Below are 21,490 nucleotides of genomic sequence, written 5' to 3'. Positions count from 1 at the left end.
TTCTGGAAAGCCGGGGCGATGCATGGCCGGTAGCCACGAACCGGAATTTGTGATGTTTTGTCCTGCGGGAGTGCAGAGGCGGCCCTGGAAGGGGCAAAAGCCATGATGCTTCAAGGCTGGGTCGTTATAGCGATTGCGCTGGGCTATATCGGCCTGCTGTTCGTCGTCGCGAGCTATGGCGACCGCCTGCACAAGATTGCGCGGGGCGATCGCTCCCGGCTGCTGATCTATCCACTCTGCCTCGCGATCTATTGCACCTCGTGGACGTTTTTCGGTTCCGTCGGCCTCGCTTCGAAATCGGGGTTCGACTTCCTCACCATCTATGTCGGTCCGATGCTGATGATCGGGCTGTGCACGCCGCTGGTGCTGCGCGTCGTGCGGCTCGCCAAGAGCCATAACATCACTTCGATCGCCGACTTCATCGCCGCGCGCTATGGCAAGCGCCAGTCGGTCGCGGCCCTGGTCGCGCTGATCGCGATCGTGGGAACGATCCCTTATATCGCGCTGCAGCTCAAGGCCGTGTCCGCAATGTTCGGCACGGTGTTTATGCATGTTGCGCCGCAATTCACCCCGAACGCGTTGGGCGACACCGCGCTCCTTGTCGCGCTCGCAATGGCGGCCTTCGCCATTCTGTTTGGCACGCGTCACATCGATGCCACCGAGCACCAGGACGGCCTGATGCTGGCGATCGCGACCGAGTCGATCGTCAAGCTTGCGGCGTTTCTCGCGGTCGGACTGTTCGTCACCTACTGGATGTTCGGTGGTCCGGCCGATCTGTTTTCGCGCGCGTTGAGCCGGCCGGATACGGCGGCGGTGCTGACCACGCCGCCGAATTTCTCCACCGTGATCGCGATGACGCTGCTCTCGACCGTTGCGATCATCCTGCTGCCTCGGCAATTCCATGTGACGGTGGTGGAGAACCACTCGGAAGCCGAGGTCAAGCGCGCGCGCTGGCTGTTTCCGCTCTATCTCGTGCTGATCAACCTGTTCGTTGTGCCGATCGCGCTTGCAGGACTTCTCACGTTTCCCGCCGGCAAGGTCGACAGCGACATGTTCGTGCTGGCGCTGCCGCTCTCGGCGGATGCGTCGTTCTTCACCATCGCAGCCTTCATCGGCGGGCTCTCCGCTGCCACCGCGATGGTGATCGTGGAATCGGTCGCGCTCGCGATCATGGTGTCGAACGATCTCGTCGTGCCGCTGTTCCTGAAGCGGCGCTCGCAACTCGTCACCGGCAAGGGCGATGTCGGCGAATTCCTGCTGCTCATCCGCAGGATCGCGATTTTCCTGATTCTCTTGCTGGCCTATCTCTATTACCGGTCGGTCGGCGACGCCCAGTTGGCTGCCATCGGCCTTCTGTCATTCGCAGCGGTTGCTCAGCTCGCGCCGGCCTTTTTCGGCGGGCTGTTCTGGCGACAAGGCACCGCACGCGGCGCGATTGCGGGCCTGACGGTCGGCAGCCTTGCGTGGTTCTATACGCTGCTGCTGCCGAGCGCGGTCGCCACCGGGCTGGTCAGTCCGTCGGTCCTGTCGGACGGCCCGCTGGGCCTCTGGTTCCTGCGGCCGACGGCGCTGTTCGGGCTCGATCTGCCGCAGCTTGCGCACGGCGTATTCTGGAGCCTCGCGCTCAACATCATCGCCTATATCGGTTTTTCGCTGAGCCGCGCGCCGGAGGCGATCGAGCGCGTGCAGGCCGATCTGTTCGTGCCGGATTCGGCGCCAGCGCCAAGCTTCCGGCTGTGGCGTTCGGCGGTGACGGTGGACGAACTGACCACAGCGGTCGCACGCTATATCGGCGAGGAACGTACGCGATCCTCGTTCGAGAGTTTTGCAGCGGCCAAGCGCATCGACCTTTCGCCGGGCAGCTCTGCCGATTTCCAGCTCCTGCAGCATGCGGAGCATCTGCTCGCTTCCGCGATCGGCGCGGCATCGTCGCGCCTCGTGCTGTCGCTGCTCCTGCGCAAGCGAACGGTGTCGACACGCGCCGCGCTCAAGCTGCTCGACGATGCGAATGCCGCGATCCACTATAATCGCGAGATCCTGCAGACCGCGCTTGAGCACGTTAGCGAAGGCATCGCGGTGTTCGACAAGGAACTGCAACTCGTCTGCTGGAACCGGACCTTTGGTGAAATCCTCGATCTGCCGCGCGACATGATCGGCATCGGGACGAGGCTCGATGAAATCCTGAGACTGCATGCCGAGCGCGGTGTCTACGGCGCGGGCGACATCGACACGCTGGTCGACGAGCGGCTGCAGCGTTACGCCGCCGGTTCGGAGCCGTTCACCGAGCGCTTTTCAGAACGTGGCCTTGTGCTCGAGGTGCGCGCCAACCAGATGCCGGGCGGCGGCATCGTTACGACCTTCACCGATGTCACGCCAAGTGTGGAAGCGGCCGAGGCGCTGGAGCAGCGCGTGCTGGAGCGCACCACCGAACTGACGCGGCTGAATGCCGAACTCGCTCGGGCGAAGGCTGACGCCGAGGAGGCCAACATCTCGAAGACGCGGTTTCTTGCGGCCGCGAGCCACGACATCCTGCAGCCGCTCAATGCCGCGCGTCTTTACGTGACCTCGCTGGTCGAACGGCAGGGGCAGGGTGAGGACGGTCGGCTGGTCGGCAATATCGATGCCTCGCTCGATGCCGTGGAAGAAATCCTCGGCGCGCTGCTCGATATCTCCCGGCTCGATACCGGCGCGATGAAGCCCGAGATCGGCTCGTTCCGCGTTGACGAGATGATGCGCCAGCTTGAAGTGGAGTTTTCGCCGCTCGCGCGCGAGAAGGGACTGGACCTGACCTTCGTCCTGTCCAGCGCGACCGCGCGCTCCGACCGGCGCCTGTTGCGCCGGCTGCTGCAGAACCTGATCTCGAACGCGATCAAGTACACGCCGAAAGGCCGCGTGCTGGTCGGATGCCGCCGCCAGAGCGGAAGCCTTCGGATCGAGATCTGCGATTCAGGTCTCGGCATTCCCGAGAACCAGATGCGCGCGATCTTCCGCGAATTTCACCGCCTGCAGGAAGGCGCCAGAGTGGCGCGCGGCCTTGGGCTGGGGCTTTCGATCGTGGAGCGCATCAGCCGCGTGCTCGGACATAATGTGCGGCTAAAATCCGAACCGGGACGTGGCTCCGTCTTTTCGGTCGAAGTGCCTGTGACCGCGCCGGTAAGCGCGAGCCCGCCTCGGCATGGTCCGGTGCGCACCGATCCTGCGCAACTCTCCGGCATGGCGGTGCTGTGTATCGATAACGATCCGCAGATTCTGGACGGCATGGAAGCGCTGCTCGGCGGGTGGGGCTGTCAGGTCCTCAAGGCCTCCGATCTGCCGTCCGCGGTTGCGACCATCGAAGCCACGCGGCCGATCCTGAGCGGGCTGCTGGTCGATTATCACCTCGACAACGGCAACGGCATTGACGCCATTGTCGAGTTGCGCCGGCGTTTCGGTTCGGACCTTGCCGCCATCCTGATCACCGCCGACCGCACCCCGCGCGTGCGCGACGAAGCGCGTGCGCGCGATGTGCCGATCCTCAACAAGCCGGTGAGACCCGCCGCGTTGCGTGCATTGCTCGCGCAGTGGCGCATTCAGCACGCGACCGCGGCCGAATAGTCTTAAAGCCTTCTCACGGACGCGTTCTGTTCAGTCAAGCGGATCGGCCGGCAGGCCAATGCGGAACTTGCCGTGATTTTCATACGCCGTATCGCTCATCACCTGATGGATGCCGGCGGTGTTCAGATCGCGCAGCAACCGTCCGATCACGTGCGGATGATGAAGTCCGGTGTTGCCCGCAAAAAGCGTGGGAGATCGCGCGCCGTCCGTGCCCGGATCTGCTCCGCGAGTAGACTGTCAGCAGGCGGTCAGTTCGGCATCGAAGCGGTCTGCGGCCACTGACCAACCTCGATCTTGGAGGCTGCGATCACCGCCTGGGTGCGGCTCTCGACGCCGAGCTTCTGCAGGATCGCCGAGACGTGGGCCTTCACGGTCGCTTCCGACACCGACAGCTCGTAGGCGATCTGCTTGTTGAGCAGGCCTTCCGACAGCATCATCAGCACACGCACCTGCTGCGGAGTCAGTGTCGCGAGCCGCGACAGCAGGGCAGTGGTTTCCGCGTCGGTGCCGGCATCGAGATTGACGTCCGGCGGGGTCCAGATGCCGCCCTTCAGCACGGTCGAGATCGCCGCGCGCATTCCTTCCGTATCCAGCGTCTTGGGGATGAAACCCGAGGCGCCGAAATCCATGCAACGCCGGATCACCGCGGGGTCGTCATTCCCCGACACGACGACGACCGGAACGCCGGGATATTGGGCCCGCAGATACATCAGCCCGGAAAAGCCGCGCACGCCGGGCATCGACAGATCGAGCAGGATCAGATCGACATCGGCGCCGGCATCAAGGAGTTTGGACACCTCGTCGAAGGAACCGGCTTCCGAAAATTCCACGCGCGCGAACATGCCGCTTACGGCTTCGCGCAAGGCGCCGCGAAACAGCGGATGGTCGTCGGCGATAACCAGCCTGTAGAGTGTGGTGTCGGTCACTCTGGCATTAATCCCTCGCGCTCCAATTCCCGGGGCACGTTCTGTGGCCACTTTACAACATTTTCGCCTGAGTCGAGAGGCGCTGTTTGGCCCGCGTCGAGCTCGGGAGGTTCATCGTTTACACCGGCATTCATGCCGCTCGCTGGCTGCCTGCGAACTGAAGAACGATCTGCCGCCGGTGGGGTCGCGCGCGGTGTTCGACCAGGTAGACGCCTTGCCAGGTCCCGAGCTGGAGCCGGCCTTCCATGACGGGAATCTGCAGCGAGACACCCGTCAGCATGGTCCGGATATGCGCCGGCATATCGTCCGGTCCCTCGGTATCGTGGACCCAGCCGAAATCCCGCGGCGCCAGATGGCGCAGGGCCGAGACCAGATCGCGCAGCACATCCGGGTCGGCATTTTCCTGAATGGTCAGCGACGCCGATGTGTGCCGCAGGAACAGCGAGGCGGCGCCTTCATGCGCCCCGGCTTTCCCGATGAACTCACGCAGCTGCGCTGTGATATCGAGAAAGCCTTCGCCAGGCGTGTCGATGACGAGTTCTGCGGTGGCGATGACCGTGGGTGTGACGATCGAGATGGGCGAGAGACTTCGGGGCACGGTCGCGCGCGATGTTATTGGCACGAGTACGCTCAGATGATCTCGCGCTGCCAGCGCTGCACCATCTCGACCAGCCGCTTCCATAACCGCTCCATCGCCGCCATGGCGCGGTCGAGGTCGGCATCGCTCGGCATTTTCAACGCCGGCTTGTCCGATGTCGCAGGCGGCTGTCCGGCCTGTCCGCCGGGCGGCGTGATGCCGCGTGCCAGCATCTCCTTTTTCAATGCTGCGTTGTCGCGCTGCAGCCGTGCGATCTCCTCCTCGAGCGCGGCCCGCTCGTCCGGGACCGGATGGCACGACCAGCCCATCGCGCGGCTGGAGCAGATCGAGACCTGACCGGTCCGCTGATCGAGGCGCAGATAGCCCTCGTCAATCCGGTTGAAGGAATATCGGCCGTTCTCGGTGTCGGGCGCGCTCTGCGCCGAAACGGTCACGGGGAGGGCGGCGAGGAGCAGTGCCAACGGCATGGTGGACGAACGAGTCATGGCGTTGAGTCTCCGGTCTTGGTCATTTTCGTTCTAGCACTCTGTGCGCCTGCGTCGAAAGTCGTGGGTCCGGTCCGTGAGGCGCGGTGTCGCCGCGCGCTAAGTGACTGAATTTACTTGCCTATCCATCTATTGCGCGGCGCACAGCGTTTCTTGACTCGACTTGACCCCATAAGTATGGTCCGCGCGGTTTTTGAGGGGTGCGAGGACGTTTGGTCGTCTTCCCGGATACGGGTGTCGAAAGCATGGCTGACGGCGCGCGTGACAAGGGTAACGGGTCTACGAATCGCGCTTCCGAGGAAGCCGCTCTCTCCGCGAGGCTCAAAGGTCTTGGCGCGAAGCTCGGCGAGGCCGGGCGTCCGAAGCCGGACGAAAACGACTCCCGGAAATACGCGTCCGATCCGCAGGCGATGGCGAAAGGTTTTCGCCTCTCCACGGAGCTGGTCGCGGGCGTAATCGTGGGAGCGATCATCGGCTGGGTCTTCGACCGGCTGACCGGGTTCTCGCCCTGGGGATTGATTGTGTTCCTGCTGCTGGGTTTTGTGGCGGGCGTGTTGAATGTGATGCGGGCAGCCGGTGTGGTTGCTCCGAGCAAGCTTCCCGGCGGCGACGCCGACAAAATGTAAAGTCGCGCTTCCGCGCGGCGATTGAAGGACAAGACCAAAGGCCATGGCCGATCCGATCGCACAATTTCAGATCAAGAAGATCGCCACGCTCGGCACGATTGGCGGGCACGAGATCGCCTTCACCAATTCCGCGCTCTACATGCTGATCGCGGTCGCCGGCATTTCGCTGCTGATGATCGGGGCGACCACGAAGCGCCAGCTGGTGCCGGGGCGCATGCAATCGGTGGCGGAGCTGACCTACGAATTTGTGGCCGACATGTTAAAAAGTTCGGCCGGCAACGAAGGGATGAAGTTCTTCCCGCTCGTCTTCTCGCTGTTCACCTTCATCCTGTTCGCCAACATGATCGGGTTGATCCCCGGCACCTTCACGGTGACGAGCCACATCATCATCACGGTGATGATGGCGATGATCGTGTTCCTGACCGTTCTCGGCTACGGCATCTACAGGAACGGCGCGAAGTTCCTGAAGCTGTTCGTGCCGAGCGGCATTCCCATCGTCATCCTGCCGCTGATCGTGATGATCGAGCTGATGTCGTTCCTGTCGCGGCCGCTGTCGCACTCGGTGCGTCTGTTCGCCAACATGCTGGCGGGCCACATCACGCTGAAGGTGTTCGCGGGCTTCGTCACGATGCTCGGCGGCATCGGCGCGCTCGGCTGGCTGGTTGCGGTCCTGCCGCTGAGCCTGACCGTCGCCCTGACGGCGCTCGAATTCCTGGTCGCGTTCCTGCAGGCCTATGTGTTCACCATCCTGACCTGCATCTACATCAACGACGCCATTCACCCGGGCCACTAAAGCCCGACACTGAAATCCAACGGACAAACGAAAGAGGAGTTCTCCATGGATCCCGTCGCAGCGAAGTACATTGGTGCCGGCATTGCCTGCATCGGCATGGGTGGCGCCGGCGTCGGCGTGGGCACGATTTTCGGCAACTACCTTGCCGCCGCGCTCCGCAACCCGTCGGCCGCTCAGGGCCAGTTCGGCAACCTGATCTTCGGCTTCGCCGTGACCGAAGCGCTCGGCATCTTCTCGCTGCTGATCGCGCTGCTGCTGCTGTTCGCGCTCTAATCTGACGTAACGCGTGCGCGGGCCAACCGGTCCGCGCGTGCGCCTTGAGGCGCTTTCCGATGGCCATCCTTCTCGCGACAACGCAAGCTCCGGGCGGCGCCAAGCCGCAGTTTCCGCCGTTCAATTCGGAAACCTTCGCGTCCCAGGTCTTCTGGTTCGCGATCACTTTCGTGCTGCTCTACCTCCTGATGTCGCGAGTGGCATTGCCGCGTGTCGGCGCGATCGTGTCGGCCCGTGCCGACAGGATCGCCGGCGATCTTGCGGATGCGCAGAAGACCAAGGACGAGACCGACGCGGCCATCGCGGGCTATGAAAAGAAGCTTGCCGATGCGCGTGCCAATGCTCAATCGATTGCCGCGCAGACGCGCGACAAGCTGATGGCGGAAGCCGATGACCGGCGTAAGTCGGTCGAGGCCAAGCTTACCGAGCGGTTGCACGATGCCGAGAAGACCATCGCCCAGACGAAGACTGCGGCGATGGCCAATGTCAAAAGCATTGCGACCGACGCCGCATCGGCCATCGTGGAGCGGCTGATTGGTAACAAGCCCGATGCGGGTGCCGTGAACGACGCGGTCGAGAAGTCTCTGAAGGGCTAGGTTATGCACCTCATTTGGGAAGCGGAGTTCTGGGTCGCGGTTGCGTTCGTGATCTTCCTTGCCGGCCTGCTTTATGTCGGCGTGCACAGGACGATTTCCGATACGCTCGACAAGCGCACATCGCGCATCCAGTCCGAGCTCGACGAGGCGTCGCGGCTGAAGAAAGAAGCGATGGCCCTGCTTGCCGAATACAAGCAGAAGACCGCCAATGCCGAGCAGGAAGCTGCTGCGATCATCGAAAGCGCGAAGGCCGACGCCGAGCGGCTGGCCGCCGATGCCCATGCCAAGCTTGAGGATTTCGTGACCCGCCGCACCAAGATGGCGGAGACCAAGATCGCGCAGGCCGAGGCCCAGGCGCTCGCCGAAGTCCGCAGCATCGCTGCCGACGTCGCTGCGGGCGCTGCCGAGAAGCTCCTCGCGCTGAGCGCCAAGGGTGCGGTCGCGGAGCAGCTGATCGCGCGCGGCATCGACGACGTGAAGAAGAAGCTGAATTGATCGTCGCTTCAGGCGTCGCAGACGTTCGCCCAAAAGACCTCGTTTCGCATGGCCGCCGGTATTCCCGGCGGCCATGCTTTTTTGTGTGCAATGGGTCGCGCGTTTCGCGCCCCGTTCGCACGACGTTCACCCTGTCGCATACTCTTCCGCCACGAATCAGCCGTGAAAGCGGGCCACTGAACAGGCGGTGGGCGATCGATTCATGATTATCTTCGATTGCAACGGCGTATTGGTCGACTCCGAGCCGATCGCGACCGCGGTCGCGGCGGAGGCGTTTCAGCGCGTCGGCATCAACATGACGCCCGAGATGGTGACGCGCTATTTCACCGGCCGGCGCCCGACTGACATGTTCGTCGATGTCGAGAAGGCCGCGGGCGTTCAACTCCCCGCGCGATTCGCAGCAACGGTGGCGGCCGCGACGCTGGTCCGGATCAGCCAAGAGGTGCGGGCGATCCCCCACGTGGAGCATGCGCTGAGCTGGCTGCGCGGGCCGAAATGCGTGGCTTCGTCGTCAAGCCTCGATCGTGTGCGCGTCAGCCTCGATTCGACCGAACTGGCGCGCTTCTTCGGACGCAACGTGTACTCGGCGAACGATGTTGCCGAAGGCAAGCCGGCGCCGGATCTGTTTCTGCATGTGGCGCAGCAGACGGGGGTGGAACCGAAAGACTGCATCGTGGTCGAGGATTCCGCAGCCGGCGTCTCGGCCGCAGTTGCTGCCGGCATGGTCGCGATCGGTTTTGTTGGCGGCAGTCATGCCGATGAAGCGCTGCCGGGCAAACTCGAAGCTGCTGGCGCGACGCTGGTCATCGCGGATATGCGCGCGCTGAAGGGTGCGGTGATGGAGCTGCGCGGCTTTTAACGTCGCGCGCGTTGCTGCGTTCGGCAGCCTATTTCGCCGGACGCTTCTTGGCAGGCTGCTTCTGCCGGTCCTGCGCCGAACCAAGCGGGTCGAAGCCCACATAGATGACATAGCGCTCGAATACCGCCGCTGACGGCATCGGGACTGACATGGCCTCCTCGATATGCGTGAAGGACACGCTGTTCTGTCCTTCCGAGACCGTCACCGGAACGCGATAAAGCTTCGAGTAGAGCGTTTTTGGCTCCGCGCCTTCTTCGACGAGCGCGTAGCGCACCGGAACTTCGATCGAACCGGGCGTGCCGGCAGGTCCGAGGACCACGCGTCCCTGAAGCCCGACCTTGATGTTCAGGTTGCCGGCGACATTGGCGCATTCGCGCGCGGTCTGACCGACCGAGATCTGATACCGCAGCTGCATCGCCTGGGGATCGCGCGCGTTCGTGTTGATCGAGATGGTGCCGGCGCCCCTCCGGATGTCGACGTTGGGACATGTATCGAGATTGGTGGCGGCGCCGGTGGTCGAGGGCGCGGCCGGCGCGGTCGGTGTCCCGGTTGCGACCGATTGGTTGAAGCGCTCGCCAAATGACGTGCCATCGCCGCCCGATGACGAACAGCCGGCAAGCGCCAGCGTCAACGCGGCAAAGGACGCAACATGGACAATGCGGCCGCGACGGCCGCCCGATCCGCAACACATAACCTGGTTTAGCCCGGTTCTTATTGCCCGTCCGTACGGACGGACCCCAATTCCCCGCCGGTTATAGCAAGGGAACCATGGCCAGCCCAAGGCACGATGAAGCCGCATTCCGGTCCGGTGGTTAATCGCCGCGCAGCCGCGCGTAGAGCAGGTGGTCCTGCCAAAGGCCGTTGATGCACAAATATTCGCGGGCATAGCCTTCGCGCTTGAAGCCGGTGCGCTCCAGCAGCCGGATCGAGGGCTGGTTGGTCGGGATGCAGGCGGCCTCGACGCGGTGCAGCCGCAGCACGTCGAAAACGAAGGGCACCAGCGCCGACACGCCATCGGTCATGAACCCTTGCGCCGCGAAAGGCGCGCCGACCCAATAGCCCATGCTGGCGGCCTGCGCGACGCCGCGCCGCACATTGGTCAGAGTAATGCCGCCGAGCAGTTCGTTGTCGGCTTTCCGGAACATCAGGAACGCGTAGGCCAGGTCGCAACGCGTGTCTTCCGCATAGCGCCGCAGGCGGCGACGGAAGGATGGGCGCGTGAGATCGTCCTCGGGCCAGGTCGGCTCCCACGGTGTCAGGAAATCGCGGCTTCGTTCGCGCAACTCCGACCAGCTGTTGAAGTCCGACATCTGCGGTGCACGCAGATACACGCCATCGCCGTGCACGATCGGATGCGTTTCGCTGAGCTGGATGGATCGAAAGAAAGCCATGGCCACCGTGGCGCTTGTTAGACCGCCCGCCCCCGCTAAAGCGGGGAGCTGATCCTAGCGCTGGATTTCGCGGGAATGAACGGAGAAACGAAATCCGTTCGTGCGCCGTTATGCTGCGGCGCGAGCGAAATTCTCGACGATCTCCGCCGCACGCTCGACGCCACGGCCCGGTCCAAGACCCGCGATCGCAAGCCGGCTGCGTGCCAGCAGCGCAAGCCCTGCGGCCTGGGTGCTTTCCGCGGTGACCCCTTCGATCTTGGCGACGATCTCCGGGAGCGGCAGCGGACGGCCATGGACCATGATCTGACGCGCGATCTGCTCGGCACGCGCGCTGGAGCTTTCCAGCGCCATCAGCAGGCTGGCCTTCATCTGCGCCTTGGCGCGCGCCACTTCCTCTTCGGTGATCGAGGTGACGGCGCGCTCCAGCTGGTCGACCACGACCTGCACGAGTTCAGGCGCATCGTTGTCGTCGGTGCCGGCATAGATCCCGAAGAAGCCGGTGTCCGAATAGGCAATGTGGAAGCTGGAGATCGAGTAGCAAAGGCCACGGATCTCACGCACTTCCTGGAACAGCCGCGAGGACATGCCGCCGCCGAGAATGTTGGTGAAGACCTGCAGGCTGAACAACTGCGGGTGACGTTGTGGCAACCCCTCCATCGCGAGCGCGAGATGCGCCTGTTCGAGGTCCTGCCGCTCGATATAGGTTCCGCCGCCAAAGCGCGCCGGCTCGCGGGTATGATGCTCTGCGCCATTGAAGCCGCCGAACAGACGCGCGGCTTCCTCGACGATCATGCCGTGTTCGACCGAGCCCGACGCCGCGATGACCATGTCCGGTCCGCGATAGTTGCGCGCAAGATACTGGCGCAGTCGGTTCGCGTTGATCGAGCGCACGCTCTCGCGCGTGCCGAGCACCGGCCGGCCGATGGCTTGATCCGGGAAAGCGCAGCGCTGGAGGTGATCGAACACGATGTCGTCCGGCGTATCTTCCGAAGCGCCGATTTCCTGAATGATGACGTTCTGCTCGCGCGACAACTCTTCGGGATCGAAAGCCGGGTTGCTCAGAATGTCGGACAATACGTCGAGCGCCAGCGGCACGTCCGCCTTCAGGACGCGGGCGTAATAGGTCGTGGTCTCGATCGAGGTCGCGGCATTGAGATCGCCGCCGACGGCTTCGATCTCCTCGGCAATCTGTCGCGCGGTGCGCAGCTTCGTGCCCTTGAACGCCATGTGCTCGAGCAGATGCGAAATTCCGTGCTCGTCGCCGAGTTCGTCGCGGCTGCCCGCGCCGACCCACACACCGAGCGAAGCCGTCTCGAGATGCGGCATGGCATCGGTCACGACAGTCAGTCCGGAGGGGAGGCGGGTGACTTCGACACTCATGCGGCGGCTCCTTCACGCGCGGCCCGGGAGGCCGCAAGAACAAACGCTTCGATCTTCTTCTGGTCGGGCGGCAGCACGGTCACGTGCTCGCGTCGCTCGTTCAGTCCGGACAGCCATTCCGGCAGCGGCGGACGCGCGCCACAGGCCTGCTCGACCGCGTCGGGGAATTTCGCCGCATGCGCGGTGGAAAGGACAACCATCGGCAGCGACGGGTCGCGCGGTTCCTTCTCCGCGACCGCAATGCCGACGGCCGTATGGGGATCGATGAAATGGCCGGTCTCGCGCAGCGCTGTGCGCATGGTCGCGGCGACTTCCTCCTCGCTGGCGCGGCCGGCGGCAAAACCTGCACGGATCTCCGCGAGCGGATCGCTCGCGATCTCGAAGCGCTTCGACTGCGCAAAGCCGTTCATCAGGCCGCGGATCGCTGCCGGATCGCGGTGATAGGCCTCGAACAGCAGGCGCTCGAAATTCGACGAGACCTGAATATCCATGGAGGGCGAGGAGGTCGCAATCACCTCGCGCGGTTCATACGCGCCGGTGGTCAGCGTGCGCACCAGGATGTCGTTGACATTGGTTGCGATCACCAGCCGGTCGATCGGCAGCCCCATGCGGCGTGCGACGTAACCGGCGAAGATGTCGCCGAAATTTCCGGTCGGGACCGTGAAGCCCAGCTTGCGCTGTGGCCCACCAAGCGCGACGGCCGCGGTGAAATAGTACACCGCCTGCGCAACGATGCGCGCCCAGTTGATGGAGTTCACGCCGGCAAGCCGCACGCGATCGGCGAAGGCGTGGTGATTGAACATGCCTTTCACCAGCGCCTGGCAGTCGTCGAACGTGCCTTCGACGGCGACCGCGTGAATATTCGCGTCCTCGACCGTGGTCATCATCCGGCGCTGCACATCGGAGACGCGGCCATCGGGGAACAGCACAACGAGATCGATGCGGTTGCGGCCGCGGAATGCTTCCACGGCGGCGCCGCCCGTATCGCCGGAGGTGGCGACCGCGATGGTGACGCGCTCGCCGCGCTGCTCCAGCGCATAATCCATCAGCCGCGCCAGGAACTGCATCGCCAGATCCTTGAAGGCGAGAGTCGGCCCGTGAAACAGTTCCAGGAGGAAGGTGTTGGCGTCGACTTGCGAGAGCGGCGCAACGGCAGGATGGCGGAACGTGCCGTAGGCTTCGCGCGCGATCCGCGAAAGCTCGTGGACGCTGATCTGATCGCCGGTGAACGGACGAATCACCTCGACCGCAACTTCGGCATAGGGGCGACCGGCGAAGGACGCGATGGTCTCATGTGTCAGACGCGGCCATGACTGCGGCAAATAGAGTCCACCGTCGCGCGCGAGACCCGCGAGCGTCACATCGATGAAGCCAAGTGCCGGGGCTTCGCCGCGTGTCGAAATGTATTGCAATGCCGGTCCTCAAACCCGCCGCCGGCGGACCTATCCACAGGCGAGGGAAGTCTTAACTGTTTGATTTGCTGGAGATTTCCGAACTTCGGAAACGCCGGGCCGGCTATTAGACTAGTAGCTCGGGGGCGCTTCCACAAGGAAGCTCGCGTCGGGAACACGGTTCCATCGTACCAATCGCACGGGGCTATGCGGTTCTTGAATACCGTTCCCGGATTGCCCAGGCGAGGAATACCGCAACCAGGGACAAGGCCAGCCCGAACCAGGTGATGGCGTAGCCGAGGTGGTCGTTCTTCAGTTTCACAGTGAGCGGCCCCGGCTTCGGGAGCCGGTCCGGGGGAACTGGCGCTTCCTGGTCGATATAGAACGGCGCGACGGGGCCCCAGCCATGCGCGTGCGCCATCGCAGCGGGGTCGCGTAGGAACCAGACGTCATCTTTTTCGTCGCGGGCCGGGACGAACCAGCCGGATGATTCGGGCCAGCGCAGATAGCCTGTGATCTCAATCGGGCCGGTGGATGGTTCGGTCTTGCGGTCGGCGGGAACGTAGCCGCGATTGACCACCACGGTCTGACCGCCCGGAAGTCTCACCGGCGCGAAGACGAAATAGCCGGCCTGCTTGACGTCGGTGCGCAGCGCCGACGCGCCGGTGTACAGATAGACCGGCTTTGCATCCGCGATAGCGTCACCGCGCAGAGTGACGCGCCGGAACTCCGAATTGTCGCGGTTCAGCGCGGGCCATTGTGAGGGCGGGGGCAGCGGGACCGGTGCGGCGGCGAGTTGCGCATCGAGCGTTGCGATCAGGCCTTCCTTCCACGCCTTGCGGTGCAATTGCCAGACGCCCAGCGAGGTCAGGATAACGAGGCTCACGATGGTGAGGAGCCCCGGAACGATGATCCGCCGCAGATAGGGACGGTCAGCAGCCGTCACGGTTTCGGCTCTCGCAGCTCGATGCGGCCCTCGGCAGCCTTGTTCCGGTACTGGAGCGCGATCAGCAGCGCCTTGATGGGACGCAGCGGCAACAACGTGGTCGCAAGGATGAGCGGCAGCCAGAGCAGCGCATGCACCCAGAAGGCCGGCTGGTACACGACCTCAACGATCAGGGCCGCGAACACCACGATGAAGCCCGCGCCAAGAATGACAAACACCGCCGGGCCGTCGCCCGCGTCGATGAAGTTGTAGTCGAGCCCACAGACCTCGCAGCGTGGCCGCAGCGACAGGAAGCCCTGAAACAGCTTGCCCTTGCCGCAATGCGGGCAACGGCAGGTGAGGGCAGTGGCGAGAGCGGAGGGTTGTGTCGTCATCGGTGTTCAGTGCGGAAAGCCATGTCCAATGTAAGGTCTGTCACTCACAGGCGTAAGCCGCAATTCCGCTTCCGTGACCCGCCTGCACCAAAAGAAAAAGGCGGCCGGGTGGCCGCCTTTTCCAGATCCGTCAGATGCTTGCCGTCAGGGCGCGATGCCGGCGAAGTGCGACCCTGCACCCCAGACGTAGATGCAGGCGAACAGGAAGATCCAGACCACGTCGACGAAATGCCAGTACCAGGCGGCGAATTCGAAGCCGAGGTGCTGCTTCGGCGTGAACTGGCCCGCATAGACCCGCAGGAGACACACGATCAGGAAGACCGTGCCGATCAGCACGTGGAAGCCATGGAAGCCGGTCGCCATGAAGAACGTGGCGCCGTAGATGTTGCCTTTGAAGCCGAAGACGGCGTGGCCGTATTCGTAGGCCTGCACGCAGGTGAACAGCGCCCCCAGGATAACGGTCAGCCACAGGCCCTTCTTCACCGATTCGCGGTCGCCCTCGAGCAGAGCGTGATGCGCCCAGGTCACGGTGGTTCCGGAGGTGAGCAGGATCAGCGTGTTGAGCAGCGGCAGGTGCCAGGGGTCGAAGGTTTCGATGTTCTTCGGCGGCCACACGCCTCCGATGAACTCGGCGCGCAGGAATTGCTGCGCGTCGCCCGGGAACAACGCGACGTTGAAATAGGCCCAGAACCAGGCGACGAAGAACATCACCTCGGAGGCGATGAACAGGATCATGCCGTAGCGGTGGTGGAGCTGCACGACGCGGGTGTGGTCGCCGTGCTCGGCCTCGTTGATGACGTCGCGCCACCAGCCGATCATCGTGTAGAGGATGCCGATCATGCCGGCCGCGAATACCAGCGGCGCCAGGGCGAAACTCTTATGCATCCAGGTGATGGCGCCGACCGCCATAACGAACGCAGAAAGAGAGCCGACCACAGGCCACGGGCTCGGATTCACGAGGTGGTAGTCGTGATGCTTGGTATGACCCCCAGCCATGTCTTCAGTCTCCGTCTCGATCCTTATGCGGCGCGACCAGCGCCGTAGCTTCTAAATCCGTCCCGCTTCGGCGCCCGTGCCGGTCTGTGCGACCGGCCGCTGCGGCGCGCGCTGCGGGTAGAACGTGTATGACAGCGTGATGCTCAGGTTGCCCTCAGCATCCGGGTCGTTCGCGAGCGCCGGGTCGACATAGAATACGACCGTCATCGCGCGCGTCTCGCCCGCCTTCATCGTCTGCTCGGTGAAGCAGAAGCAGTTGATCTTCTGGAAATACGCGCCCCAGCTCAGCGGGGCAACGTTGTACCCGGCAACGCCGGACGTCTCGCGCGCCACCAGGTTGGTCACGGTGTAGTCCACCGTCACGACCTCGCCGAGGCGCGCCTGAATCTCGGTGCGTTCGGGGGTGAATCTCCACGGCAGGCCCGGCCCGACATTGGAATCGAATCGGATCGTCACCATGCGATCGCTGACCTGGGCGGGTGCGGCCGTCGCGACCTGGGTGGTGCCGTTGAAGCCGGTCACCCGGCAAAACCAGTCATAGAGCGGTACGGAGGCGTATGCGGCCCCGACCATTAGCGCGACGAAGGCGCCGCAGGACGAGGCGACGACAACGTCACGAACGGGGGTGCTGCGTTTTGGCTGTGCGGTCATGGTCACAGCGGCCGGTTCAGGACGCCGGGGCCTTTCACCAGCGTCACGACATAGAACAGCACGACAAGCACGCCGAGCAGGATTGCGAGAGCAACCGAGCGCTGGCGGCGTGCGCGCTTCTGTTCGGGGGTGAGGACAATGCCCTCCTCGTCGCGCTGATCGTTCACGGCGGTCACCATACCAATTGCCCGAACGACCAGCCGACGCTCTTCTCGGCGAGAAGCACGGCGAACAGCAGGAAGAGATACAGAATCGAGAAGCCGAACAGGGACTTCGCTGCCTTTACGGTCGCTTTGCCCTCGGCGGCCTTGCGCAGGCGCAGGGCGTACATGACGAACATTGCGCCGGTCACGAGGGCGACGGCGCCATAGACCACGCTGGCATAGCCGAGGATCCAGGGCAGGACGCCGACCGGCGCCAGCAGCCAGGAATACAGCGCGATCTGACGGCGGGTTTCGCTATCGCCCGCGACGACCGGCAGCATCGGAATGCCCGCGCGCGCATATTCGTCGGAGCGCAGCAGGGCCAGCGCCCAGAAATGCGGGGGCGTCCAGACGAAGATGATCAGGAACATCACGATCGGCTCGAGCGCGATTGTGCCCGATGCAGCCGCCCAGCCTATGACCGGCGGGAGCGCGCCGGCGGCGCCGCCGATCACGATGTTCTGCGGCGTCGAGGGCTTCAGCCAGACCGAATAAATCACGGCGTAGAAGAAGATGGTGAAGGCGAGCAGCGCGGCCGAGAGGACATTGACCAGGAGGCCCAGCGCCACCACCGAGAACACGGCGAGGAAAATCGCGAAGCCAAGCACTTCGCCGCTGCGGATGATTCCCTGCGGAATCGGGCGCTTGGCCGTGCGCGACATCTTCGCGTCGATATCGGCTTCGTACCACATGTTCAGGGCGCCAGACGCGCCGGCGCCGATGGCGATGAACAGCAGCGCGGTAAATCCAAGGACCGGATTGATGTGGCCGGGCGCGGCCACCATGCCGGTGAGTGCGGTGAAGACCACCAGAGACATCAGCCGCGGCTTCAGCAGCGAGAAATAGTCGCGCGGCGTCGCAAGGCTGGGAGTGAAGGCGTCCGAACCGACGCGCGCGCCCGCATCCGCCGCGGAGAGCGGCGAGTGCAGGGGCGCAGTATCGGTTCGGGTCGACATTGTCAGCAGATCACCAGACGGAAGGTCACTTCACCTTCGGCAGGATTTCGAACTGATGGAACGGAGGAGGAGAGGACAAGGTCCATTCCAGGGTCGTTGCACCAGGTCCCCACGGATTGTCCGCAGCCTTTTCCTTGCGGCTGAAGGCGACGATGAGACCGTAGAAGAAGATCAGCAGGCCGATTGCCGAGATGTAGGAACCGATCGAGGACACGTAGTTCCAGCCCGAATAGGCGTCCGGATAGTCCGCGATACGGCGCGGCATGCCGGCGAGGCCGAGGAAGTGCTGCGGGAAGAACAGGATGTTGACGCCGATGAACGTCACCCAGAAGTGCAGCTTTCCGATGGTCTCGTTGTACATGTAGCCGGTGATCTTCGGGAACCAGTAGTACCAGCCCGCGAAGATCGTGAAGACCGCGCCCATCGACAGAACGTAGTGGAAGTGCGCGACCACGTAGTAGGTGTCGTGCATTGAACGATCGACGCCGGCATTGGCGAGCACGACGCCGGTGACGCCGCCGACGGTGAACAGGAAGATCATGCCGACCGCCCAGAGCATGGGCGTACGGAACTCGATCGAGCCGCCCCACATCGTGGCGATCCAGGAGAAGATCTTCACGCCGGTCGGAACCGCGATCACCATGGTGGCCGCGACGAAATAGGCCTGCGTCGAGGTGTTCATGCCGACCGTGTACATGTGGTGCGCCCACACGACGAAGCCGATGCCGCCGATCGCGACCATGGCGTAAGCCATGCCGAGATAACCGAAGACCGGCTTGCGGGCGAAGGTGGCGATAATCTGGCTCGCAATGCCGAAGCCCGGCAGGATCAGGATGTACACTTCCGGATGGCCGAAGAACCAGAACAGGTGCTGGTAGAGGATCGGGTCGCCACCGCCGTCAGGCGAGAAGAACGTGGTGCCGAAATTGCGGTCCGTCAGCAGCATGGTGATCGCGCCGGCGAGCACAGGAAGCGACAGCAGCAGCAGGAACACGGTCACCAAGATCGCCCACACGAACAGCGGCATCTTGTGCAGGGTCATGCCCGGCGCGCGCATGTTGAAGATGGTGGTGATGAAGTTGATCGCGCCGAGGATCGACGAGGCGCCTGCGATGTGCAGCGCCAGGATGGCGAAGTCGACAGCCGGCCCGGGATGGCCCGTCGTCGAGAGCGGGGCATAGAGCGTCCAGCCGCCGCCGACGCCGGGAGCGCCCGGCTCGCCTTCTACGAACAGCGAGATCAGCAGCAGCGCGAACGAGGCGGGGAGCAGCCAGAACGAGATGTTGTTCATGCGCGGGAACGCCATGTCCGGCGCGCCGATCATCAGCGGCACGATCCAGTTGCCGAAGCCGCCGATCATCGCCGGCATGACCATGAAGAAGATCATGATCAGGCCGTGCGCGGTCGTGAAGACATTGAACATATGCGCGTCGTGGAAGATCTGCATGCCCGGCTGCTGCAGCTCGAGCCGCATCGCGATCGACAGGATGCCGCCGATGACGCCCGCGATGATCGCGAAGATCAGGTACATCGTGCCGATGTCTTTGTGGTTGGTCGAATAGACGTACCGCCGCCAACCGGTCGGATGGTCATGCGCATCGTGCGCATGGTGGTCGGCGTGGGCGTCGGTATGCGGCGTGGCTGCCATGGTCTTACCCTTCAGTCGTTCTAGTCCGGCGGTTAGCCGCGCTTATTGAGCGTTCGGAGCGTCCTTCGAGGCGACGGCAATGCCGTCTTCCGACGAAGGCTTGTATGCAAACTTCTTCTTCGCCTGATCGAGCCAGGATGCGTAATCGCGGTCATTCACGACGCGGACCGTAATCGGCATATAGGCGTGATCCTTGCCGCACAGTTCGGAGCATTGACCGTAGTAGATGCCCTCGCGTGTGGCGCGGAACCAGGTTTCGTTCAGGCGGCCCGGCACGGCGTCGATCTTGATGCCGAAGGACGGCACGGCGAATGCGTGGATCACATCGGCGCCGATGACCTGCATGCGGATCACCTTGTTGACCGGAACCACGATCTCGTTGTCGACCGCGAGCAGGCGCGGCTGATCGGGCTTGCGGTCCTTGTCCTGCAGCATCAGCGAATCGAAGCTGAAGCCGTTGTCCGGATAATCGTAGGTCCAGAACCACTGCTTGCCGGTCGCCTTGATGGTGACATCGGCGGCAGGGATCGTGAGCTGGTTGAACAGCAGGCGGAAGGACGGAATTGCGATCGCGACGAGGATGATCACCGGGACCACGGTCCAGACCACCTCGATCAGCGTGTTGTGGGTGGTCTTGGAAGGAACCGGATTGGCGCGCGCGTTGAACTTGAAGATGACGATCAGGAGCAGCGCCAGCACGAAGACGGTGATCAGCGTGATGATCACGAGCAGGAAGTCGTGAAACCACGTGATCTGTTCCATGATCGGGGTGGCGGCCTCCTGGAATTTGATCTGCCAGGGCGAGGGCTGTCCAAGTCCGGCCATTGCCTTCATCGGGATCAGGGCTGCCGCCGCACTTGCTGCCGCGACCAAGAGTTTCTGCACCCGCATCTCGTCTTCGCTCCTTCGACAAATCGGCCGTTTTGGCCGCCAGCCGGGCCCGTCAGGGGTGGCGGCAGCCTGTAGGCGCGGAATCGCCAGGCCAATTGTGGCTTGCGGAAATGGCGATGCGCGCCAGGATTTCTGGGAAAATCCCGGCTTCTCAAACCATAATTCCGCCCGCCTCGCAATGCGCCTGCACATTGAAATAATGAGACATTCAGCCTATCCGGCAACCGAGCGGAGAATGTCCTTTTTCGGCCTGAAAAGTGCGCTTTTCACGCCGCCGGTCCACGCTTGACAGCGCCCGGCGCGCGTGGTGCCACGCTGCTCTATCCACCGCAAACGGCGATTCGACGGAATCGCCGACGCCAGCCAACAAGGCCTTCATCAGCCCGGACGGTGACATGCCGATTTCACAACATGCTTGGTTTGCCAGGATAGTCCGTCTCGCCGGAATTCTCGCCATCCTGGGATTGCAGACCGGCCATGCCGGTGCGCAGGGTGCTGTGAAATCGGTCCATGGCGACTGGCAGATCCGCTGCGACACGCCCCCCGGCGCTCAGGCGGAGCAATGCGCACTGATCCAGAGCGTCACCGCCGAGGACCGGGCCAATATCGGCCTGACCGTCATCGTGCTGAAAACGGCGGACAACAAGAGCCGCCTGATGCGGGTGATCGCCCCACTCGGGGTGCTTCTGCCGTCGGGCCTCGGTCTCAAGATCGACACGACCGATGTCGGCCGCGCCGGATTCGTGCGCTGCCTGCCGAATGGCTGCGTCGCCGAGGTGGTGATGGACGACAATCTGATGAAACAGCTCCGCGGCGGGCAGACCGCAACTTTCATCATTTTCCAGACCCCGGAAGAGGGGATTGGCTTCCCGATGGCGCTGAAGGGCTTCGGAGAGGGCTTCGACAAGCTGCCCTAGACCAGCCTGCCCCGGACACCGTGCTGGAGGCCGGGCCGTGAGCCCGGCCTTTTTTCATTGAGGCCAGGAATCCGGCCGGCCTGCCCGCACAGTGAAACCTCGGCGGCGCCCTTGCGATAACCGCATATAGGTTTATATTCCTCTCATGCGCCTTTATCCCTTTGCCCCTCATTCTCCGATCGCACGGCTCCGCGTGCGGCCCGATCATGACGACCCGGCCGCGGTGGTCGGGCGGTACGGGCCGCGGCAGCCGCACACCGACGCTACGGTCGCGGCGGTCCGCCGCCTCATTGAGCAGAGCACGCTGAATTACCGTCAGATCGCAGCCCGCACCGGCGTCAGCACCGGCAGCATTTCCAACTGGGCGCGCGACGGGGGTTGGAAGCGGCCGCCGTTTGCGCCGCGCGCGTGCGACACGATTCCGACCCCGCGCGCCACCGCGAAGCTCAAGCGCCGGATGCTCGGGGCGCGCCTCCACGCGCTCGCCGAGCGCCATGTCCG

At 63.8% G+C, this 21,490-nt stretch carries 23 protein-coding genes and 1 pseudogene; 9 read left to right on the top strand and 15 right to left on the bottom strand.

The genetic code is table 11. From position 1 onward, the window contains the following. The first annotated feature begins 105 nt into the window (after positions 1 to 105). On the top strand, positions 106 to 3,594 hold the full coding sequence (locus VNZ93_RS08680; RefSeq protein ID WP_325703048.1) for a NahK/ErcS family hybrid sensor histidine kinase/response regulator: 3,489 nt from the start codon (positions 106 to 108) through the stop codon (positions 3,592 to 3,594). A 248-nt stretch (positions 3,595 to 3,842) separates the two neighbouring features. Here VNZ93_RS08680 and VNZ93_RS08675 read toward each other — a convergent pair whose 3' ends face one another. The 3 genes from VNZ93_RS08675 to VNZ93_RS08665 all read right to left on the bottom strand — a co-directional run bounded on the left by VNZ93_RS08675 (position 3,843) and on the right by VNZ93_RS08665 (position 5,603). Beyond that, a complete protein-coding gene (locus VNZ93_RS08675; RefSeq protein WP_325702982.1) occupies positions 3,843 to 4,520 on the bottom strand; it encodes a response regulator transcription factor in 678 nt (225 codons plus the stop codon). A 130-nt stretch (positions 4,521 to 4,650) separates the two neighbouring features. Further along, complete coding sequence (locus VNZ93_RS08670; protein ID WP_414710023.1) at positions 4,651 to 5,136, bottom strand: secondary thiamine-phosphate synthase enzyme YjbQ; 486 nt, start codon at positions 5,134 to 5,136, stop codon at positions 4,651 to 4,653. 14 nt (positions 5,137 to 5,150) lie between these two features. Next, complete coding sequence (locus VNZ93_RS08665; RefSeq protein ID WP_325702976.1) at positions 5,151 to 5,603, bottom strand: hypothetical protein; 453 nt, start codon at positions 5,601 to 5,603, stop codon at positions 5,151 to 5,153. A gap of 245 nt (positions 5,604 to 5,848) precedes the next feature. Here VNZ93_RS08665 and VNZ93_RS08660 point away from each other — a divergent pair, with 245 nt between their 5' ends. The 6 genes from VNZ93_RS08660 (at position 5,849) to VNZ93_RS08635 (ending at position 9,245) form a co-directional block, all read left to right on the top strand. Beyond that, a complete protein-coding gene (locus VNZ93_RS08660) occupies positions 5,849 to 6,229 on the top strand; it encodes an AtpZ/AtpI family protein (RefSeq protein WP_325702973.1) in 381 nt (126 codons plus the stop codon). Positions 6,230 to 6,272: 43 nt separating this feature from the next. Further along, on the top strand, positions 6,273 to 7,022 hold the full coding sequence (locus VNZ93_RS08655; RefSeq protein ID WP_325702970.1) for a F0F1 ATP synthase subunit A: 750 nt from the start codon (positions 6,273 to 6,275) through the stop codon (positions 7,020 to 7,022). Positions 7,023 to 7,067: 45 nt separating this feature from the next. Continuing rightward, the gene (locus tag VNZ93_RS08650; RefSeq protein ID WP_325610028.1) at positions 7,068 to 7,295 is read left to right on the top strand and encodes a F0F1 ATP synthase subunit C; all 228 of its coding nucleotides are present in this window, start codon (positions 7,068 to 7,070) and stop codon (positions 7,293 to 7,295) included. 59 nt (positions 7,296 to 7,354) lie between these two features. Then, complete coding sequence (locus VNZ93_RS08645; protein ID WP_325702967.1) at positions 7,355 to 7,891, top strand: F0F1 ATP synthase subunit B; 537 nt, start codon at positions 7,355 to 7,357, stop codon at positions 7,889 to 7,891. Positions 7,892 to 7,894: 3 nt separating this feature from the next. Next, the gene (locus VNZ93_RS08640) at positions 7,895 to 8,386 is read left to right on the top strand and encodes an ATP F0F1 synthase subunit B (protein ID WP_325702964.1); all 492 of its coding nucleotides are present in this window, start codon (positions 7,895 to 7,897) and stop codon (positions 8,384 to 8,386) included. A 202-nt stretch (positions 8,387 to 8,588) separates the two neighbouring features. Then, a complete protein-coding gene (locus VNZ93_RS08635) occupies positions 8,589 to 9,245 on the top strand; it encodes an HAD-IA family hydrolase (protein ID WP_325702961.1) in 657 nt (218 codons plus the stop codon). A 28-nt stretch (positions 9,246 to 9,273) separates the two neighbouring features. Here the strand turns inward: VNZ93_RS08635 and VNZ93_RS08630 are convergent, their stop codons facing one another. The 12 genes from VNZ93_RS08630 to coxB form a co-directional block, all read right to left on the bottom strand. Continuing rightward, positions 9,274 to 9,936, bottom strand: coding sequence for a hypothetical protein (locus VNZ93_RS08630; protein ID WP_325702959.1), 663 nt, complete (start codon positions 9,934 to 9,936; stop codon positions 9,274 to 9,276). 121 nt (positions 9,937 to 10,057) lie between these two features. Continuing rightward, positions 10,058 to 10,636 (bottom strand): GNAT family protein, encoded by a 579-nt coding sequence (locus tag VNZ93_RS08625; RefSeq protein WP_325702956.1) that lies wholly within the window; start codon positions 10,634 to 10,636, stop codon positions 10,058 to 10,060. Positions 10,637 to 10,744: 108 nt separating this feature from the next. Beyond that, the gene (locus VNZ93_RS08620) at positions 10,745 to 12,016 is read right to left on the bottom strand and encodes a pitrilysin family protein (protein WP_325702953.1); all 1,272 of its coding nucleotides are present in this window, start codon (positions 12,014 to 12,016) and stop codon (positions 10,745 to 10,747) included. Then, the gene (gene thrC / locus VNZ93_RS08615; RefSeq protein ID WP_325702950.1) at positions 12,013 to 13,428 is read right to left on the bottom strand and encodes a threonine synthase; all 1,416 of its coding nucleotides are present in this window, start codon (positions 13,426 to 13,428) and stop codon (positions 12,013 to 12,015) included. Before thrC ends, VNZ93_RS08620 begins: the two co-directional genes overlap by 4 nt. 184 nt (positions 13,429 to 13,612) lie before the next feature. After that, positions 13,613 to 14,353: an SURF1 family protein gene (locus VNZ93_RS08610; RefSeq protein WP_325702947.1), complete on the bottom strand. Its 741-nt coding sequence runs from the start codon at positions 14,351 to 14,353 to the stop codon at positions 13,613 to 13,615. Further along, the gene (locus VNZ93_RS08605) at positions 14,350 to 14,727 is read right to left on the bottom strand and encodes a DUF983 domain-containing protein (protein ID WP_325702944.1); all 378 of its coding nucleotides are present in this window, start codon (positions 14,725 to 14,727) and stop codon (positions 14,350 to 14,352) included. Before VNZ93_RS08605 ends, VNZ93_RS08610 begins: the two co-directional genes overlap by 4 nt. 144 nt (positions 14,728 to 14,871) lie before the next feature. Then, positions 14,872 to 15,723 (bottom strand): cytochrome c oxidase subunit 3, encoded by an 852-nt coding sequence (locus tag VNZ93_RS08600; protein ID WP_325702940.1) that lies wholly within the window; start codon positions 15,721 to 15,723, stop codon positions 14,872 to 14,874. Between the two features lie 51 nt (positions 15,724 to 15,774). After that, complete coding sequence (locus VNZ93_RS08595) at positions 15,775 to 16,374, bottom strand: cytochrome c oxidase assembly protein (RefSeq protein ID WP_325703045.1); 600 nt, start codon at positions 16,372 to 16,374, stop codon at positions 15,775 to 15,777. Between the two features lie 2 nt (positions 16,375 to 16,376). After that, positions 16,377 to 16,553: a CoxF protein gene (locus VNZ93_RS08590; protein WP_325702937.1), complete on the bottom strand. Its 177-nt coding sequence runs from the start codon at positions 16,551 to 16,553 to the stop codon at positions 16,377 to 16,379. Then, complete coding sequence (locus VNZ93_RS08585) at positions 16,547 to 17,533, bottom strand: heme o synthase (RefSeq protein WP_325702934.1); 987 nt, start codon at positions 17,531 to 17,533, stop codon at positions 16,547 to 16,549. Before VNZ93_RS08585 ends, VNZ93_RS08590 begins: the two co-directional genes overlap by 7 nt. Positions 17,534 to 17,558: 25 nt before the next feature. Then, a complete protein-coding gene (gene ctaD, locus VNZ93_RS08580) occupies positions 17,559 to 19,181 on the bottom strand; it encodes a cytochrome c oxidase subunit I (RefSeq protein WP_325702931.1) in 1,623 nt (540 codons plus the stop codon). Positions 19,182 to 19,223: 42 nt separating this feature from the next. Then, positions 19,224 to 20,015 (bottom strand): cytochrome c oxidase subunit II, encoded by a 792-nt coding sequence (gene coxB / locus VNZ93_RS08575; RefSeq protein ID WP_325703042.1) that lies wholly within the window; start codon positions 20,013 to 20,015, stop codon positions 19,224 to 19,226. Between the two features lie 452 nt (positions 20,016 to 20,467). Between coxB and VNZ93_RS08570 the strand changes: the two genes are divergently transcribed. Beyond that, positions 20,468 to 20,989 carry an invasion associated locus B family protein gene (locus VNZ93_RS08570; RefSeq protein ID WP_325702928.1) on the top strand — a complete coding sequence of 174 codons (522 nt, stop codon included), beginning with the start codon at positions 20,468 to 20,470 and terminating at the stop codon, positions 20,987 to 20,989. 193 nt (positions 20,990 to 21,182) lie between these two features. After that, a pseudogene (locus VNZ93_RS08565) lies at positions 21,183 to 21,490 on the top strand (hypothetical protein); the annotation flags it as partial.

The sequence above is a fragment of the Pseudorhodoplanes sp. genome, assembly GCF_035565795.1.
GTDB lineage: Bacteria > Pseudomonadota > Alphaproteobacteria > Rhizobiales > Xanthobacteraceae > Pseudorhodoplanes.
This window is presented reverse-complemented; position numbering and strand designations above follow the sequence as displayed.

Coding starts and splice junctions, on each gene's coding strand:
- VNZ93_RS08680 (WP_325703048.1), top strand. CDS start 106: ATGCTTCAAGGCTGGGTCGTTATAGCGATTGCGCTGGGCTATATCGGC.
- VNZ93_RS08665 (WP_325702976.1), bottom strand. CDS start 5,603: ATGACTCGTTCGTCCACCATGCCGTTGGCACTGCTCCTCGCCGCCCTC.
- VNZ93_RS08660 (WP_325702973.1), top strand. CDS start 5,849: ATGGCTGACGGCGCGCGTGACAAGGGTAACGGGTCTACGAATCGCGCT.
- VNZ93_RS08655 (WP_325702970.1), top strand. CDS start 6,273: ATGGCCGATCCGATCGCACAATTTCAGATCAAGAAGATCGCCACGCTC.
- VNZ93_RS08650 (WP_325610028.1), top strand. CDS start 7,068: ATGGATCCCGTCGCAGCGAAGTACATTGGTGCCGGCATTGCCTGCATC.
- VNZ93_RS08645 (WP_325702967.1), top strand. CDS start 7,355: ATGGCCATCCTTCTCGCGACAACGCAAGCTCCGGGCGGCGCCAAGCCG.
- VNZ93_RS08640 (WP_325702964.1), top strand. CDS start 7,895: ATGCACCTCATTTGGGAAGCGGAGTTCTGGGTCGCGGTTGCGTTCGTG.
- VNZ93_RS08635 (WP_325702961.1), top strand. CDS start 8,589: ATGATTATCTTCGATTGCAACGGCGTATTGGTCGACTCCGAGCCGATC.
- VNZ93_RS08630 (WP_325702959.1), bottom strand. CDS start 9,936: ATGTGTTGCGGATCGGGCGGCCGTCGCGGCCGCATTGTCCATGTTGCG.
- VNZ93_RS08625 (WP_325702956.1), bottom strand. CDS start 10,636: ATGGCTTTCTTTCGATCCATCCAGCTCAGCGAAACGCATCCGATCGTG.
- VNZ93_RS08620 (WP_325702953.1), bottom strand. CDS start 12,016: ATGAGTGTCGAAGTCACCCGCCTCCCCTCCGGACTGACTGTCGTGACC.
- VNZ93_RS08605 (WP_325702944.1), bottom strand. CDS start 14,727: ATGACGACACAACCCTCCGCTCTCGCCACTGCCCTCACCTGCCGTTGC.
- VNZ93_RS08600 (WP_325702940.1), bottom strand. CDS start 15,723: ATGGCTGGGGGTCATACCAAGCATCACGACTACCACCTCGTGAATCCG.
- VNZ93_RS08595 (WP_325703045.1), bottom strand. CDS start 16,374: ATGACCGCACAGCCAAAACGCAGCACCCCCGTTCGTGACGTTGTCGTC.
- VNZ93_RS08590 (WP_325702937.1), bottom strand. CDS start 16,553: ATGGTGACCGCCGTGAACGATCAGCGCGACGAGGAGGGCATTGTCCTC.
- VNZ93_RS08585 (WP_325702934.1), bottom strand. CDS start 17,533: ATGTCGACCCGAACCGATACTGCGCCCCTGCACTCGCCGCTCTCCGCG.
- ctaD (WP_325702931.1), bottom strand. CDS start 19,181: ATGGCAGCCACGCCGCATACCGACGCCCACGCCGACCACCATGCGCAC.
- coxB (WP_325703042.1), bottom strand. CDS start 20,015: ATGAAGGCAATGGCCGGACTTGGACAGCCCTCGCCCTGGCAGATCAAA.
- VNZ93_RS08570 (WP_325702928.1), top strand. CDS start 20,468: ATGCCGATTTCACAACATGCTTGGTTTGCCAGGATAGTCCGTCTCGCC.